The following is a 16,795-nucleotide window of genomic DNA, read 5'->3' on the forward strand; positions in this document are numbered from 1 at the left end:
ACCACGACCCGCGAAGCCTGCGTCTCGCAATGCTTGCGAGTACATCTTTCGAAGATCTGAGGTGATCATCTCTTGTACACGTCCACGATGGCTGTCCACGCTTGCCCGGTCAACTCTTCCAGATACTCCTTGTAAGTCGTCACCTGTCGCCATCCGCGATTTATGGCGCTCTTCGAATCGGGCTTCAGTTCGCGCACCACATTCGCCGCCCAATCAACCGCGTCTGGCCGCATCGCTCCGCCAGTTCCAGGAAGCCCACGGTTGAACACGTAGTCACCGCCTAAAGTGTTTTCGTAGCTCGTATGCGCCGACCGCCCCGCTGCCGTTGCGCTCGATTCTCCGCCTGCGCCGCTGATGAAACGTCCGGTCGTCGGGTCCCGCGTCACACCGCAGTTGTGGGTGATAACAGCGTCGGCACCAGCGTAGACGCTGTACGTGTGGGTGGTGTCGATGGTGAGGTTGTGGACGGTCTGCTCACGGTGATCGTGTTCGATCGCGGTGACCTGCACCCAGGTACCAGACGAGGTCTGCACCCACATCCCCGGACGCAACTCTCCCGCGTCCACCCACTCCTCGATGTCGGGAACCCAGAACGGGTGACCCGCAGTCGCGGTCACCTGACCCGTCCGCCCCGACCCATCCGTGACCGACACGGTCACGAGATCCTTCACCCCAACACCAGTGATCGTGGCGACCACCGGACGCGCAGACGACGTCCCCGTCTCCGGATCCGTCGCCAGCACCAGGTCACCGAGCTCGATCTTCTCGATCTCCTTCTTCGCCCCGTCCGCCATCAACACCGACGTGCCCGGCACGAAACTATTCGCCGCACACGACGACATCGGCCGACTCCCACCCGACGACGACGGCTTCGCCGCCGCGGACGGACGGATGCTCTGCAACGGCGAACTCGACGGACGCACCGACGCCCCCGCCACCTGACCCCCACGAGACGCAAGAGGTTTGAACGCACTCGACACCGCAGCCGTCAACCTGTTCGCCACCGGCGTGAACACCTTGCCCACCACCGCAGCCACCGGGCCCAACGCCCAACCGACCGCAGCGCCCATCACCGTGTCCCGGGCGAAACTGCCGATGTTGAACGGCTTCTTCGACTGCGACTGCTTCCACACGTTCGTCGTGGCCGCACCCGCTGCGCCGCCGGCGATCGCACAACCGACACTGCCCGCACCAGCCGTCACCGCCAGGCAACCGGCTGTGACGAGCGTCCCGACCACGGCGCCCGCGATCTCGGCCTGGTACTTCTTCACGAACTTCTTCGCGGAGTTGAAGAAATCGCCGAACCAGTTCCGCCCCGAGGGGTCGGACCACGTCATCGGGTTGTTCCCCGAGTACACGTACGCATTGAACTGCGCAGGTACCCCTGCGGTGAGCTCAGGATCTGGACTGAGGAACGTGCCGGTATCGGGGTCGAAGAACCGCGCTCCCAACAACGTCAGACCCGAGGCGTCCGCCGGCGCCCCCAAGAATCCGCGACCCGCAAGAGTCCCGGCCGCGTCCGCCCGCGCCGACCCGAACGGGTCCGTGCGAACGCGTCGCACCGCCTCTGCCCAGTTCGTGTTGTGCACGTAGGCGAGAGGCGTACCGTGTGCATCGGCGACCACGCTACTCACTCCGGCCATGCCCGTGCCTGTCCGCACCGCGACGTTCACACCGCCGAACGAGTACCACCTCGTCGCCGACACAGCGGTCGCACTCGCACGCACTTCCTGACCGCCGGGGAGGAACAGGGTCGCTCCCGCCTCATCGGTACGAATGAGCCGAACGCCGTTCGCGTCGAACACGTTCGAGACGTCTTCGTCACCACCTGAGATCGAGACGAGCTCGCCCTCGGCGTCCCAGGCCTGAGTCTGCAGGTTGGCATCGGCGGTGCGCGATGTCTGGTTTCCTGCGGCGTCCCACGTGAAGCCGGTTGTCACGGCGATGCCGCCGGTCGTCTTGGTCATCGACGTGAGCTGGTGCGGGCCGGCTGCACCATCACCGTGGTCATACGTGGTGACGGAGTTGCCTGACGACGCGTGCTCTGTCATCTTCGTGCGATTGCCGAGAGGGTCGTACTCGTAATCGGTCCAGTACGGCGATGCGCCACCGACGACGGCCTGGGTCACCTGGCTTGCCGAGCACGTCTTGTCAGCGGCAGTCCACGCGGTCTTGAGGCGACGGAGGCTGTCATACGCGAAGCACTGAGCATCGAAGGCACCGGCGACGGCAGCGTTCACCGGAGCATCGATGAGGCTCGTGACGTTGCCAGCCGCGTCGTACGAGTAGCGCGTATCTACTTCGGTGCCATCCACTCGCTCTCGATCGAGGCGAATGGTACGCAGACGGTTCGTGCCTGTTTCCCAGTCGTAGGTGACCGCCGCGCCATAGGTGTTCCCGAGATCCTGCAGCAGCGGCTTGCCGTCGTGCGTCCACCTCGCGTCAGCGACGTAGACTCCCCACCCGAAGCCGCTTCCCATCCAGGACGGCATCGAACGCTGATTGAACCGAGTGGTCACGGTTTCCGCGCCGAGGACGGTCATCTCGCCATCCTTCACCTGCGGGTAGGTGACCTGCGCGATCTGGCCGTCCGCAGCGTAGGAGTAGGCGGTCGTGAAGTCTGCGCCGGACAGACCGTTCAGCGCACTATCGGCAGGCAGGCTCGTCTGGACTTCCAAGGGGCGGTAGGCAGCGTCGTACACCGGGAACGATGTCGTGTACTCTTTTCCTCCGATGATCCGCTTCGAGGTGCTGAGCTGACCGAGGGCTCGCGCCTCGCTCCCGTCGAGCAATGACGCGTCGTATTCCCAAGTCGCACGGACGGGTCCACTCGCACTGCTGTCGCGCAGGCTAGTCACACGCCCGAGGGCGTCGTACGTGTACGCGAGCTTCGCGCCGTTCGCGTCGGTCTGCGTGGCGACTCGCCCGAGGATGTCGTAGGTGCTCGTCGATGCCCCGGCGTCGGGATCGGTGGAAGACACGAGTTGCCCGGCCACGTCGTAAGTCTTCTTCCAGACATCCCCGGCAGGGTTCTTCATCGTCAGCATTCGACCCGCTGCGTCATATGTGTACGCCGTCGTCTGCTTCACCAGCGCTCGTACCCCGGCAGCCGTGACCACGTTGGCCTGAGATACCGGGTCTCGGAGGTATTCACGGAGCTCGATGGTCCGTCCGAGAGCATCCACGACCGTTTCGGTGGGCACCCCGCCCCTGGGAGGGATCGTCAGCGTCGCCGCACCGTCGTAGGCGGTCTTCGTGCGCCACTTCTCATTCGTCGGCTCGGAGTCCGTGCCGACCCACAACACCTCGTCGGTAACTCGCCCCGCTTTGTCGTAGACGTAGGTGGTGTGTGCGGGCGGAACAGCGATGGGAACGATCGCTTGGCCGCTCGGCCAGCCCTGAGCAGACCAGGGAGCGGTCTTCTTGACTGTGCGGCCAGCCGAGTCGTAGTAGATATGCGAGACGGATCGACTACCGCTGGCATCCGTGGCATCGGCACTCTCTACCTGGGATTGGAAGGGGCGCAACATGCCGTCGTACAGCACGACCGACGCGTGCTGGCGCTTTCCGTCTGCTCCGAGGGTCCGAGTGATGACGGCATTCAGTCCGTTGGTCGCTACCACGTACTCGTACTGAACGGACGGCTTTGCGGCGTCAGCATGCTGCGGGTACGTCACGCTCGTGGGCCGGCCGAGCGAGTCATAGGTGCCCTTGGTCGACTTGCCGTTTTGATCGGTCGTCGAGACCGGCATCCCCGTCAGCGGGTTGAACACCTGGGTCGAGGTGAAAGACGTGCCCTCGCCCGCGCCGTCCGGGTCGGGCGACGTCGTGACGACCTTGGCCACCTGCCCGCCGGCGCCGAGCGCGTAGACCAGGGTCGTCACGTTCCCGGCAGCGTCGTGGCTCGTGAGGGTACGCCCAGACGAGTCGTATGTGGCCTTGGTGCGGACGATGTCGGCAGCGCCGTTGGCCGGGTCGACCGACTTCGTCTCGACCGTGCGTCCCGCATCGTCATACGTCGCGGTCTCCCGCGAGATCAGCGTGGCTGCGGTGAGGGTGCCACTGCACGATGCCGCGAAGCTCTCGGTCTTCGAGGCGTAGGAGAGCTTGTTGGCCTCGGCGAATCCACCGTCGCGCCGATACGTCGTCTTCGTGCACACATCGTCAGCAGTCGAAGTGAGATCGCCTCGATCTTCGACAGACACCGGCAAACCACTCGAGTCATTGGTGGTCGTCGCCGAGGTGCGGTGAACGAGGGCACCTGCCGCGCTGTACGTGAACCCGAAGGTCGTCGTCGAGGGAATCCGCGTCGCTTTCAGACCGCCCGAGCCGGTCGCGACGACGACGGGAGTGGCCGGTTGGCTGACGGTCTCCGACACTTTGGTCGAGCCGTTGAGCTTCTCGCTGGCGAACACCTGGCCCGCGAACTCGTCACGGTCCACCGCACTGATGGTCTGCCCTGCCGCGCCGGCTGTGAGCGTCGCACCAGTCCCTCGGAAGTACGTGCTCTTCTCTGCAGTGGTTTGTTCTGCTCCTTCGCCGAGAACCGTTGCAACCTGCGCGAATCCACGGAAGTCCGAGTACGTGACTTGGTCGGCGTCGACCATCGGCCCGGTGGGCTTGACCCACTTGGCGCCGCCCAGGTAAGTGAACCTGGTCGTCGTCGAGAGCGACCCGGTGATGAGTGATTGGCTCTCGCCGACATGAGGTGCAGCATCCTCGACGATGCTCTCGACCACGTACTTGTGGAACCAATGGTTCTGAGCGACCAACTCGCCATCGGGCTGCCACTTCACCAGGTAGCACAGCTTGGGGTTTGCAGCCTGCGCCGCATCCGTCGTCGCCGGCACACTCGCCGCTTCGCACTCCGTGCGATAGGCAACGTTCACCGCACCGCCGGAATCGGTGCGCACTCGGATGACACGAGGACGCCAGAGGCCGGTTTGGCCGTCGCTCGCCGTGTCGACACGATTCGGCATGGACATGTACGTGAACTCCACCGGAGGCAGGGCGATGTCGTCGGCCGTCGATGCCGTGCCGCCACGGCCCGTCCGAGTGACGCGGTCCAGACGCAGAACGGCCGCGTCCGCGACGTTCGCCAGACCGGAGTCCCCCTCGCCGACGTAACGCTGAGTGAACGCCCAGGCATCGATGTCCTGATAGGCGCTGCCGTCCCAGCTCTGCGCAGTGATCTTCACGAGACGAGTGGTGTCGAAGAACACCGGCGTCACGCTCTTGCACTCCGCAGTGCTCGCGGTGCATTGCAGGTCGGTGGGTGTGTCAAGCCAGCGACTCTTGTCAGTCTCGACGCGCCCTCCGGAGCAGACCGAAGCACCGTCCGCGCGGTCCGTGACGCACCGAGCTTCGGTTCCGAGCACGATTCGGTATGGTGCGCTGCCGGAGGATCCGGTGCGCGCTCCGTACTCGATCTTCGTCAGTCGCCCGCCCGATACATACGACGTCGTCGTCCAGGCTGTGTTGTTTGCGTAATCGGCGACGTAGCTGTTCGCCTCCGTCGCGTAGGAGTACGTCATCGTATTGCCCGACGGATCGACGACATGATCGAGGTTCCAGCGCCAGACCTGGTTGCACCGCGAGGAGGCGAACCCGCCGTCAGTAGCCGATTTGTAGCAGGCTTCACCGCTGTCGTTGCCGTACACCGGAACCGACCAGGCGGACTTGAGATCTGCCCCGGCGGAAGATGTCTTGCCACGGCCGAAGAAGTACTGGGTGCCGTCGACAGTCGTCACTTTCCAGTACTCAGCTGACCCGATGCCGTTCCAGCCGGCGGTGAGCAGTTCGACCCGTGACCCGTCAACCGACTTGGACTGCCATGTCTTCGCGACGGAGTCGTAGACGAGCGGATTCGAGGCTCCGTTGAGGACCAACGTGGCGTTTGCCGGCCCCCAGCACAGATCGCCGTTCTCCCGGTCCACGTTGTTGGAGCCGCTTCGCGCGTCCTCCGTGCACGGCTTGTACTGACGCTCGACGTAGCTCGAGGTCAGGTCGAATCCCTCACCTATCCAGCCTGCCTGGTTGTTCGCGGAGGGAACGCGTCCGTCGGACACGGCCGACGAGTACGACAGGGAAAGGTCGGGTGACGGTCCTACTGCCTCCGGGAGCTCCAGCGGGTAAGACCAGGTGAATGCGCCCGTGTTTCCCGATGCACCCCAAGACGAAGATGGGGAAAGCCCGGTCTGTGTCCAGTCCCCGGAGGAGCCTGACGCTCCAGCGGCCAATGCGATCGAGCTGCCCTTCGCAGAGACCGCAGTCGGCACCATGAGCGAACCCGTCGTCGATGCAACAGCTGTCGCTCCGCCCGATGCGGATGCGGACTCGACCGGGACCGTGCCGGTGACCGTGCGCGCCGTTGCATCGTTCGTCGACGGGATCGGCTCGGGCTGGCATTCCGGAGCGTTCGGAGTTTCGCGTGCGCAATCGGGCACTCGGACGAGCCTGAGTCGTGACGCCCAATCGCCGCCGACCGCGCCCGCGAACTGCTCGTACGACAGAGTGAGATCGACCGTCAGGTCGTCTGCCGTCCCATCCTCACTTACATCGATGACGTCGAGGAGCACACCTGTCACACCGGCGGCTTCAGCGGTCGCCGCATCTTCGACCTTCAACGTCACCGCGTCAGGAGACGCGCCACCATCGGTCCCGGCAACCTCGACTGTCATGCCGCCCAGGTCAGTGCTTGCCGCCGAAGAAGCCGGCACTTCGACGGTCGCCTCGTCGGGGGCGGGCAGTTCCGCACTCGGCAGGGGAAGACCCGCTTCCGGCGTTTGGGACCAAGCACCTCCGAGCAGCGTCGACGGGGCTGCGGCTTCGCCCGCGACCTTCCCGAGCGCGGCAGCCAGGTTCGAGGAGCGATCCTCCGGAGATGTAGCCGCGCGAGCCTCCCCGCTGGCGACGACGCCGAGTCCGACCGGATCCACAGCGATGATCACGGCGAGCCCTGCGGCGACACCCATCGTGACGAACTTCGACCGGAGAGTGCGGATTGCACGGGTACCGGCGCCGCCCGTGGCATTCTTGCGCTCCATGCTCATTCTCCGTTCGTCGTCGTCGGGTCGAGGGCATCGAGCCCTGTGCTGAAGTCTTGAGCCTCGGCGCCCTGACACATCCTCCGGATCTTGGCCTCCGACAGAACCTGGCCGGAGAAGACTCGAACGTTGTCGATGCGCCCGGGCCACCAGTTCGCTCCCGACCCGTCGATCAGGCCACGCCCGAGGACCAGCCCGCCGGTCGCAGGCCACGCGGTCGCTGATCGCGGAGTGGAGGCAGAGACGGGCGATCCCGCGCCAGGAGCTGAGGGCGTGCCGATCTCGCAGACCCAGATCCTCAGCGTCTTCGACGCAGCGTCGTGAGCGCCGACCAGGTGCACCCATTGGTCGCCCACGACGGGGGTGTCGGATACGGCTGTTGTCGACGCAGCACCATTCGAGTCTGTGTTCTTCATCCCGAAGGTCCAGCACCCCGTCGTGGTGACTGTGCACGAAGGCACGTAAGACACATCGAACCCGGACTGAGCGACACCGTCTTGGGATACAGCGGTGTACGTGCCCGTCTTGACCTTCTCCGCGTCGAGCCAGACGTACGCGGACACGACGAAGGACTTTCGTGTGTCGACGATGGGACCGGTGCTGGCCAGATCGTCGGTTCCGTCGAAGCTCAGCGCACGATCGCCGGGTCGGGATCCGAACAGCCCGTGCGGACCTGTCTCCCAGGAGGGACCGTCCACCACCATGCTGCGGGCTGTGCCCTTGCCGCTCGTGTCGGCGGCGTCCGTCCCGTCGCCCTCATCGAGCATCCAGATGCCGTCTTCCTTCGCCGCTCCCACGTCGAAGGTGTAACTGGTCGTCTCCGACTTGTTCCCCGCGCTGTCCACGCTGAGAACTCGTAGTACCACCGGTCCGGCGGCCGTGGGCGAGAAGGAGACAACCGCGTTGCCTGCCGCGTCAGGCAGGACGCTCGTTGCGAGCGTTGTGCTGTTGTAGGAATAGGAGAACGATTTGACGTCGGTGGTGCCCGCTCTGCTGAGCGTGAACTTCCCGTCGAATCCGACTCCACCACGCTCGAAGCCCTCGTCGTATACGGCGGACACGCCCGTTCGCACGGGAGTGACGGCGGGTGCTGCAGGCTTGCTGGTGTCGACGGAGAACTCGCACAGTGCTGTCGACCACCCCGACCATTTCGAACCATCGGTGGCCGTGACCCGATATTGATACGACTGGCCGTTCACCAGCTTCCCGGCCGTCACGGCTGCGCTGAACGCAGATCCGGACGCCTTTGCAGCGAGGGTTCCGCTGTTCCAGACCTCGGTCGCCGTCCCCGCCTGCACGATCTGGAAGTGGGCCTGCACCGTGCCACCGTCGGGATCGGAGACGACGCCGGTCAGCGTCGGAGTCGTCGTCGCGATCGCCGGGCGATTGACCCCGGAAGTGCAAGCGACAGAGGGCGACGCAAGCTTGACGCCTGTCGGCTTGTTCGGCGGGCGGTTGTAGACGATCGTCAAGCGGGCGTCGTTCTTGTAGGTCTTGTATCCGCTCGAAGTGGTCTCGTTGTTCGCCTTCAGGCCGAACGTCATCGAACCGTAGTTCGAGTCCGCCGCCGTTTTGACGCCGGCGAGGACATTCCAGCCTCGACGCACGCCGGCGTCCGAACACGCATCACCCTGGGGCGCGGTGACGTTGGCCTGGTAGACCGAAAACCGCAGGTTCCAGTTCGACGCGGAACTCGCAATCGAATCGGTCATGTAGGCGTCTGTGCGTGAGGAAGTGCAATTTCCTCGCTGACCCGGATCTGCCGAGAACTCGGCGGACACGATGTCGGCGCCCGAAAGCGTCTTCATCCAGGAAGCGAGTGTGCTGTCGCCGAACTCCCACACGAGACGGGACGTGAACGTGGTGACGCAGGCCGATGTCCAGCTCGTGGAGCAGTACCCCATGGACTCGCCCACTCGGCTGGCGGTGTCAGCCCACTTATAGATCGAAGATGTGTATCCGCCTGTCCGAATCGCGATCCACTCGGTCGGTGTTCGGGCGCCAAGCGACGGGTCGATGTGGATCGGCCACGCCGGGTCCGGATCCGTCAGCATCTGTTCGTTCGGCTCCACCACCACGTAGCCTGCGCCTCCAGCGGCGCCCACCACACGCACCGGCATGTCGAACACTCGATCGCCAGGCGTGGGGAATTCGATACGCTCCACCGGTTCTTCGGAAACCTCGTCGGCAGCGGAGTCCCACATCGACGACTGCGGTGACCAGAACACCGAGTTCTCGTCACCGTCAACGATCTCGAATCCGACCTCATCGATTCCTCGCAAGGTCAGCCCCTCAGAGGAGTACACCCGATATGGCACATCGAAGCCATCGCCCGGAAGATCGGCAGCCTGGCGCACCGAAGCGAGTGCGGTCCGCCACCATTCGGTCGCATCCGCAGAGTCCAGTTCGAGGATCGGACGAAATCCGGAGCCGTCCTCCATGACGGAAAGGGTGAGCCGCACGCCATCAGCGAGCGGATAGGTGACAAACCGGCCGTCGATGACGGGTGTCGGGAGAGCGAGCGGGAACCGCATCGCCACCCACGCGTCGTCCCTCTGAACCACGCCCAACGGCATGCCTACTCCGGCTTCGCCGCCCGGGTTGAACCACATCGGATACACGGGAGCTTCGACGGAGAGCATCCGATCGGTGTCAGGGGCTACGGCCTCGTCCACATCATCGGGGACGACATCGGACGGGGCCGGCGTGCCGGTCGGTGCCTCGGCGGCATCAGCCGCGTCGGCTGTGGTCGAGGGTTCCGTCGCGATGGCGGGGTCGACGTCTTGCCATTCGCCGTCGATGCTCGTGCGGCCGGCGACTGCGTCGACCGTCATCCTCGTGCGGCCATCCGGCTGGGCGTAGACGGAAACCCACGGAGTGCGCTCATCCAACACCTCGACGTCCGAGTCGCACGCCGCAGCCTTGACACCGGCTTCGTTCGCGCTCGACGCGCGCAACTCGGCGCAGTCGGCTCCCGGAGAGCTAGCCAGGTTGACCGCCACGACGATTCCGGTGGCGGCGAGAACGGCGACGAGTCCGCCCGCGATCCAGCGCTGGCTCGCGCTCGAACGCTCGATTGACGACAGCACACCCATGATTGCTCCTCGCAACGCCAGCAAAATTCTGCTCAGCGCGCGACGAGGTGTCGCGGTCGATCACATCGACCCGGCCTCTCAACCATTGAGCGAGCTGATCATATTCTGTGAATCTTCTGGATGTCAATTGAGCCGGTTATTCGCCCGATAAACCCGCCTGGCGGGTTGTGGAGACCGCGGTCGGTTGGGCGTTGGGCCCGGTGGCTGCAGCGGTGGGCAAGGTGTTCACGCCGGTGGCGAACAGGGTGACGGCTGCGGTGTCGAGTGCGTTCAAACCTCTCGCGTCTCGTGGGGGTCAGGTGGCGGGGGCGTCGGTGCGTCCGTCGAGTTCGCCGTTGCAGAGCATCCGTCCGTCCGCGGCGGCGAAGCCGTCGTCGTCGGGTGGGAGTCGGCCGATGTCGTCGTGTGCGGCGAATAGTTTCGTGCCGGGCACGTCGGTGTTGATGGCGGACGGGGCGAAGAAGGAGATCGAGAAGATCGAGCTCGGTGACCTGGTGCTGGCGACGGATCCGGAGACGGGGAAGACGTCCGCGCGACCGGTGGTCGCCACGATCACCGGTACCGGGGTGAAGGATCTCGTGACCGTGTCGGTCACGGATGGGTCGGGGCAGACGGGTCAGGTGACCGCGACTGCGGGTCACCCTTTCTGGGTTCCCGACATCGAGGAGTGGGTGGACGCGGGAGAACTGCGTCCGGGGATGTGGGTGCAGACCTCGTCTGGTACCTGGGTGCAGGTCACCGCGATCGAACACGATCACCGTGAGCAGACCGTCCACAACCTCACCATCGACACCACCCACACGTACAGCGTCTACGCTGGTGCCGACGCTGTTATCACCCACAACTGCGGTGTGGTGGATCCTGGTGAAATTCGATTTAGCCAAAGCAGTGTGAGCTCGACATTCCGCGATGGTGGATCAATCGCGGATCTCGCAGAGGGGCTCAAGAGCGGGAGTATCCGACCTAGCGATGTTCCGCCGATTCGGCTGGTGGAGCGAGGGAATGCCCTCTTTACACTGGATAATCGTCGGCTACTAGCATTTCAACAGGCCCGAGTCCCCATTCCGTTCCGCATGGCGACGCCCGAAGAAATTGCGACCCAGGCCTGGAAGTTCACAACCGGGAACGAAGGGATATCTATCATCGTACGAGGATTGGGATAGCGTGGAATTCAATAGTATTGATTCTGAGAAATTTGACCGCGCGGAATTTGCACAATTCTTACTAGGCCTGGCAAATTCTGCCAAGCAAAAGCCCGAGGAGTGGGAGAACGCGACGCTACCCGATTTCCTTAGGGCGTGGTCTGCGTGGATCAGTGACATGGATGGGTACTTCCGGAACCGCGGACAGGAGGTTCCGGAGGAGGTCTCTTGGCAATTGATCGCGCAGACTCTTCTTGCCGCGCGACTCTACGAATAGCGGCGACGGACCCGGAGACGGGGAAGACGTCCGCGCGACCGGTGGTGACCACGATCACCGGTACCGGGGTGAAGGACCTCGTGACCGTGTCGGTCACGGATGCTTCGGGGCAGACAGGTCAGGTGACCGCGACTGCGGGTCACCCGTTCTGGGTTCCCGATATCGAGGAGTGGGTGGACGCGGGAGAACTGCGTCCGGGGATGTGGGTGCAGACCTCGTCTGGTACCTGGGTGCAGGTCACCGCGATCGAACACGATCACCGTGAGCAGACCGTCCACAACCTCACCATCGACACCACCCACACGTACAGCGTCTACGCTGGTGCCGACGCTGTTGTCACCCACAACTGCGGAACCGGGGCGACGGGCTCGCCTCGGCTTCCAAGTCAGTTGTCGGGCGGAAGCGCGACCAACAGCGTCTACATCGGCGTACGCGCGGGCGATGATGTGTATGTCGGGATCACGAACAACGTGGCCCGCAGGACGGACCAGCACGGAGCGCGATTCGATACGCTGCAGGTTATCGGAACCTCACTCACCCGTGGGGAGTCTCGCGCCGTTGAACAAGCGCTCATCGTTCAGAATTCGGGATTTGAGAACCTGATCAACAGTATCTCGCCGCGACATTCTTTCTATGATCAGGCTGTCGAGTGGGGGCGAGCATGGCTGACAGCAAACGGGAGATGATATGAACCTGGAACTGCTGAAACGCAGCAGACATCGACCTACTGATGGGGACATGTTCGAGATGCAGGTCTCCGGAGGACCTCGGCTCTTGGGTCGCGTCGCCGCGGCAGATATACATGATCTGACTCGCACGCCAATGCCCGGAGCGAACCTGATCTATGTCTTTCAGCCCGGCATCGAGATCGAGGATCTGCTAACTCCGACCAAGGAGCAACTGCTTCTCGCTCCGATCTTCACGAATCGCATGGGATGGACGAGAGGGTACTTTCGTCATCTCGAGAACCGTCCCCTCGGGGAAGAAGGCACGCTTGTCGACCTCTGCTTCTGGGACGCGTTTTGGAAGTCGCACGTAGACGAAAATCGGCGCAGGATTTCTTCGAGAAGCGAGCCTTGCGGTCCGTGGGGGTTGGCAAGCTATCTGTGGATAGATGACCACGTCAGCGATGCCCTCGGCATCCCCCGCTCAGAGTGATGGTGCTTATCCAGGAGCACAGGCCGCGAACGGCGGCTTCAACTATGTTCGAGGCATCAGCGACAGAAACCCCAATCTTGCAACTTACATGCAGGCGGCCGAGAGCTTTCTTCGGGGATTCAATGGAGGCTGAGATGTTCGGAGTCAACGACCGCGAGGGCAAGTGGTTCGCCGTGCCGCTGGGCGGGGCTGGTGGTTACGCGATCGGGATCGTCGCCCGTGCGAGCCGCTCGAGCATCCTTGCGGGTTATTTCTTCGGCCCCCGACGCGATTCACTCCCCACACTCGCCGATGTGCGCGATCTGACCCCCGCGACGTCGATACTCCAGGGGATGTTCGGCTACCTGGGGTTGAGAGATGGCACGTGGCCGATTCTCGGTCGCCAAGATGATTGGCGCCGGGAGGAGTGGCCGATGCCGATCCTGTTCCGGCAGGAACCTCTGAGGGGCATCATCACGCGGGTGATCTACGACAGCGATGACCCTAGCAAGCAGGTCCGAACGGAAGTCATGCCCAAGGGCAGCCCGATCACCCCCAAAGACGGCATGATGGGTGCCGGATTCGTGGAGTCGGTGCTCACCAAGAAACTCAACCCGTGAGCTCGCGCAACCGCACCAGACGCTCGTGGCCGGTCTCTTCAAGCTCCGCGATGTCGTCGCGGGACTTGAGGAAGTCGGAGAACGAGCGGTAGCCGAGGGCCTTCTCGCTGAACGACGGGTCCATGCGACGCATGTGCGTCTTCACGGCGGAACTGTGCAGCCACTCGTCGGCATCGGCCTTGTCGTGGCCGAGACGCAGGGCGCGCTCGAGCAGCTGTGTCGCTTCGCCCTGTTCGTCGAGCTTGGGCTCCTCGACCTTGGCCGCGGCTGCCTTCGACCTCGCGCGGCGCGGGGCCTTGGCCTTCGGCGCATCCGCCGCGTCGGCCGTGTCCGGCACCGTCTCCGGCGCGGGCTCCGCCACGGCCTCGGCCTTCGCAGCGACAGCGGGAGCCGCCTTCACCGGACGCACGACACCGGGCAGCGAGTCGTACGACTCGAACTCGTCGCAGGCCGCGGCGAGCGACTTGGCCGTCGAGCCGGACACGCCGACGCCGATCACATAGCGCCCGAGACGCTTGCAGCGCTGGGCGAGCGGCACGTAGTCGCTGTCGCCGGCCACGATCACGACGTGCGTGAGGTCGGGCAGGCGGAACATGTCTTCGACCGCGTCCACGGCGAGCCGGATGTCGGCGCCGTTCTTGGCGTAGGCGGCGGCCGGGAACAGCTGCACGAGGTCGACGGCGCGGGCCACGAGCTGCGAGCGGTACACGGCGTTCACGGGGGAGGACCAGTCGGCGTATGCGCGCGTCAGCACCAGGGTGCCGAAGGACGCGGCGTAGTCGATGATGGCGCCGACCTCGATCATGGCCCGGCTGAGGCGCTCGACGACGTCGGGGTCGTTCGGGTTCTCGGTGATCCGCTGCCGGTCCTTGCCGTAGGCGTTGCGCCCGTGCACCCGGTCGTACCAGGAGATGACGATGTTGTCGAAGTCGAGGTAGACGGCGACGCGGGCATCGGTGGTCTCGGCCATGATCAGGCCTCCTCACGGGGGTAGCGGACGCCGATCTGCGCCCTGATCTCATCAAGCGTGCCCATGATGGCGACGCTCTCCGCGATCGGCAGGATGTCGCCCTCGAGGATGCCGTCGCGCACCAGGCGCTCGGCAGCGAGGGCCTGGAACTGCATGCCGCGCCCGTCGACCTCGGAGACGTACTCCTCCTGCACCGTGCCGTCCGGGAGGGTGACGCGGAACGTGGTGGGGGTGTACCAGACCCGGTCGATGTCGATCCGCGCCTGGGTGCCGATGATGCTGGCCGCGTTCGGCCCGGATGCCCGCGAGGAGGAGAGCGTGGTCGAGATCGCACCGCCCTCGTGGGTCATGACGGTGGCGACCTCGGAGTCGGCGCCGGTCTCGATCAGGCGGCCGACGGCGCGGATGTCGGTCGGAGCGCCCAGCATGTCCCAGACGAAGGAGATCGGGTAGATGCCCAGGTCGAGAAGCGCGCCGCCGCCGAGCTCCAGGGCGTTGAGCCGGTGTGTCGGGTCGGTGGGCAGCAGCTGCGTGTGATCGGCGCTGACCGCGCGGATCTCGCCGAGGGCGCCATCGGCGATGAGCTCGCGGATGCGGATCATGTGCGGCAGATACCGCGTCCACATCGCCTCCATCACGAGGAGGCCCTTCTCGGCGGCGAGCGCCTGCAGGTCTTCGGCCTCGGCGCGGTTCAGCGTGAACGCCTTCTCGGCGAGCACGTGCTTGCCGTGCTCGAGCGCGAGCCGGGCGTTCTCGTGATGCATCGGATGCGGAGTGGAGACGTAGATGATGTCGACGTCGGGGTCGGACACCAGCGCCTCATAGGAGGGGTGCGCGTGGGCGATGTCGAAGCGGGCGGCGAACGCGTCGGCCGACTCCTGGGAACGTGAACCCACCGCCACGAGGTCGAGCCCCGCCGTGCGCAGATCGGATGCGAACGCGCCGGCGATACCGCCGGTAGCGAGGATTCCCCAACGAAGACCAGTCATGGTCTCAGCGTACGGGGTGGGGTGCACATGTCGGACTGTTACACCCCGAGACGTCCGGCGACGGCCGCCTGGTCGCGGGTGCGCGCCCGCTCCTACCGTGACGAGCATGACCGAACCCCTCATCATCGGCGCCATGGTGCGCACCCTGGGGGCCTACCCCTCGGGTTGGCGGCAGCCCGGCGCGCACCGCGATCCGGCCGCGGACGCCGCCATCCTCCGACACATCGCACGCGAGGGGGAGGAGGCCGGGCTCGACTACCTCTTCTTCGGCGACTGGCTCGCGACGGGCCCCGACCTGGAGTTCCGCGACCCGTATCTGCTGGCGCGCATCGACCCGGTGAGCGCGGTGCTGTTCCTCGCCGGGGTCACCTCGCGCATCGGCCTGATCGCCACGGTCAACACCACCTACGCCGATCCGTACACGACGGCGCGCTCGCTGGCCTCACTCGACGTGCTCACCGGCGGACGTGCGGGCGTGAACCTCGTCACGGGCGCCGAGCCGCGCGCCGCGGGCAACCACGGCCGCGACGCGCACGCCGACAACGAGACGCGCTACGACCGCGCCGAGGAGTTCGTCGAGGCGCTCCGACGCCTGTGGGGCTCGTGGGACGAGGATGCCTGGATCGCGGATGCCGCGCGCGGCGTGCTCATCGACCCCGAGGGGCTCCGCGCCGCCGACCTGCAGGGCTCGCAGGTGCGGGTCACCGGTCCGCTCAACGTCGCCCGCCCGCCGCAGGGGCAGATCCCGATCGTGCACGCCGGCACGTCGCCGCGGTCGCGTGCGCTCGCCGCGACCGAGGCCGACCTCGCGCTGACCGCCGCGCCGACGCTCGCCGACGCGATCGCCACGCGCCGCCTGCTGCGCGACATCGCGGCCGAAGCCGGACGGTCTCCGGATGCGGTGAAGGTGATCGCCCCGGTGCTGCCGGTCGTCGCCGACACGGATGGCGACGCCCGCCGCATCGTCGAGCGCCTGCTCGCGCTGGTGCCGCTCGCGGAGGGACATCAGGCCGGACGCACCGCGTTCCCGCCCAACCGCACGGTGGCCGCGCTCGCCGATGCGTTCGACGTCGCCGCAGACGACCCGCTGCGCGCGTCGGAGTTCGACCGCCCGGTCACGGCCGCCGAGGCGCAACGGTTGGGGGAGCGCGGCTCCGCACTCATCGAGCGCCTCGCCGGCATCGCCGGACTGCGCGTCTCGGGAGCCGGGGTGACGACCGGCGATCCGCTCACCTGGCGGCACCTCGTGGCTGCCAACGCGGTGCCGGCGGCCTTCGTGGTCGGCGACGCCCGCACGATCGCTGACCACTTCGAGACCTGGCGCGACGAGGGGGCGGCCGACGGTTTCAACGTGCTGTCGGCCTTCCAGCCCGCCCAATTCGAGGCGTTCACGCGGCAGGCCGCCCCCGAGCTGCGCCGCCGCGGGCTGCTGCGAGACGCGGCGGAGAGCGAGGGCGCGACCCTCCGCGACCGTCTGCGCATTTCCTCGTATGTCGACGCGTGACCACGCATGTCGTCG

At 65.6% G+C, this 16,795-nt stretch carries 10 protein-coding genes; 5 read left to right on the forward strand and 5 right to left on the reverse strand.

The genetic code is table 11. The features are described 5' to 3' along the window. Nucleotides 1-65: 65 nt before the first annotated feature. From ACIOTO_RS18515 to ACIOTO_RS18525, 3 genes are all read right to left on the reverse strand, one after another. A complete protein-coding gene (locus ACIOTO_RS18515; protein WP_400858929.1) occupies nt 66-7,046 on the reverse strand; it encodes a polymorphic toxin-type HINT domain-containing protein in 6,981 nt (2,326 codons plus the stop codon). A gap of 2 nt (nt 7,047-7,048) precedes the next feature. Beyond that, complete coding sequence (locus tag ACIOTO_RS18520; protein WP_400858930.1) at nt 7,049-10,141, reverse strand: LamG-like jellyroll fold domain-containing protein; 3,093 nt, start codon at nt 10,139-10,141, stop codon at nt 7,049-7,051. 295 nt (nt 10,142-10,436) lie between these two features. Continuing rightward, nucleotides 10,437-10,736: a hypothetical protein gene (locus tag ACIOTO_RS18525; protein WP_400859166.1), complete on the reverse strand. Its 300-nt coding sequence runs from the start codon at nt 10,734-10,736 to the stop codon at nt 10,437-10,439. On the opposite strand from ACIOTO_RS18525, the gene ACIOTO_RS18530 reads away from it, so the two are divergent. From ACIOTO_RS18530 to ACIOTO_RS18545, 4 genes are all read left to right on the forward strand, one after another. Then, nucleotides 10,636-11,304, forward strand: coding sequence for a polymorphic toxin-type HINT domain-containing protein (locus ACIOTO_RS18530; protein WP_400859155.1), 669 nt, complete (start codon nt 10,636-10,638; stop codon nt 11,302-11,304). The two genes, ACIOTO_RS18525 and ACIOTO_RS18530, sit on opposite strands and share 101 nt — an antisense overlap. Before the next feature lie 207 nt (nt 11,305-11,511). After that, nucleotides 11,512-12,246, forward strand: a complete 735-nt coding sequence (locus tag ACIOTO_RS18535) for a polymorphic toxin-type HINT domain-containing protein (RefSeq protein WP_400858934.1) — start codon at nt 11,512-11,514, stop codon at nt 12,244-12,246. Nucleotide 12,247: 1 nt separating this feature from the next. Further along, nucleotides 12,248-12,718: an Imm26 family immunity protein gene (locus ACIOTO_RS18540; RefSeq protein ID WP_400858936.1), complete on the forward strand. Its 471-nt coding sequence runs from the start codon at nt 12,248-12,250 to the stop codon at nt 12,716-12,718. A 134-nt stretch (nt 12,719-12,852) separates the two neighbouring features. Beyond that, complete coding sequence (locus ACIOTO_RS18545) at nt 12,853-13,317, forward strand: Imm26 family immunity protein (protein WP_400858938.1); 465 nt, start codon at nt 12,853-12,855, stop codon at nt 13,315-13,317. On the opposite strand, the gene ACIOTO_RS18550 is transcribed toward ACIOTO_RS18545, so the two are convergent. Then, nucleotides 13,307-14,287, reverse strand: coding sequence for an NYN domain-containing protein (locus ACIOTO_RS18550; RefSeq protein ID WP_400858940.1), 981 nt, complete (start codon nt 14,285-14,287; stop codon nt 13,307-13,309). The two genes, ACIOTO_RS18545 and ACIOTO_RS18550, sit on opposite strands and share 11 nt — an antisense overlap. Nucleotides 14,288-14,289: 2 nt before the next feature. Continuing rightward, nucleotides 14,290-15,276: a Gfo/Idh/MocA family protein gene (locus tag ACIOTO_RS18555; protein ID WP_400858942.1), complete on the reverse strand. Its 987-nt coding sequence runs from the start codon at nt 15,274-15,276 to the stop codon at nt 14,290-14,292. A 106-nt stretch (nt 15,277-15,382) separates the two neighbouring features. On the opposite strand from ACIOTO_RS18555, the gene ACIOTO_RS18560 reads away from it, so the two are divergent. Further along, nucleotides 15,383-16,780 (forward strand): NtaA/DmoA family FMN-dependent monooxygenase, encoded by a 1,398-nt coding sequence (locus tag ACIOTO_RS18560; protein ID WP_400858944.1) that lies wholly within the window; start codon nt 15,383-15,385, stop codon nt 16,778-16,780. Nucleotides 16,781-16,795: the final 15 nt, after the last annotated feature.

It is taken from the genome of Microbacterium sp. NPDC087592, from assembly GCF_044743585.1.
In the GTDB taxonomy this organism is placed as follows: Bacteria; Actinomycetota; Actinomycetes; order Actinomycetales; family Microbacteriaceae; genus Microbacterium.

What these genes read in the sequence shown, in the direction of transcription:
- ACIOTO_RS18515 (WP_400858929.1), bottom strand. Translation starts at nt 7,046, where the DNA reads ATGGAGCGCAAGAATGCCACGGGCGGCGCCGGTACCCGTGCAATCCGC.
- ACIOTO_RS18520 (WP_400858930.1), bottom strand. Translation starts at nt 10,141, where the DNA reads ATGGGTGTGCTGTCGTCAATCGAGCGTTCGAGCGCGAGCCAGCGCTGG.
- ACIOTO_RS18540 (WP_400858936.1), top strand. Translation starts at nt 12,248, where the DNA reads ATGAACCTGGAACTGCTGAAACGCAGCAGACATCGACCTACTGATGGG.
- ACIOTO_RS18545 (WP_400858938.1), top strand. Translation starts at nt 12,853, where the DNA reads ATGTTCGGAGTCAACGACCGCGAGGGCAAGTGGTTCGCCGTGCCGCTG.
- ACIOTO_RS18550 (WP_400858940.1), bottom strand. Translation starts at nt 14,287, where the DNA reads ATGGCCGAGACCACCGATGCCCGCGTCGCCGTCTACCTCGACTTCGAC.
- ACIOTO_RS18555 (WP_400858942.1), bottom strand. Translation starts at nt 15,276, where the DNA reads ATGACTGGTCTTCGTTGGGGAATCCTCGCTACCGGCGGTATCGCCGGC.
- ACIOTO_RS18560 (WP_400858944.1), top strand. Translation starts at nt 15,383, where the DNA reads ATGACCGAACCCCTCATCATCGGCGCCATGGTGCGCACCCTGGGGGCC.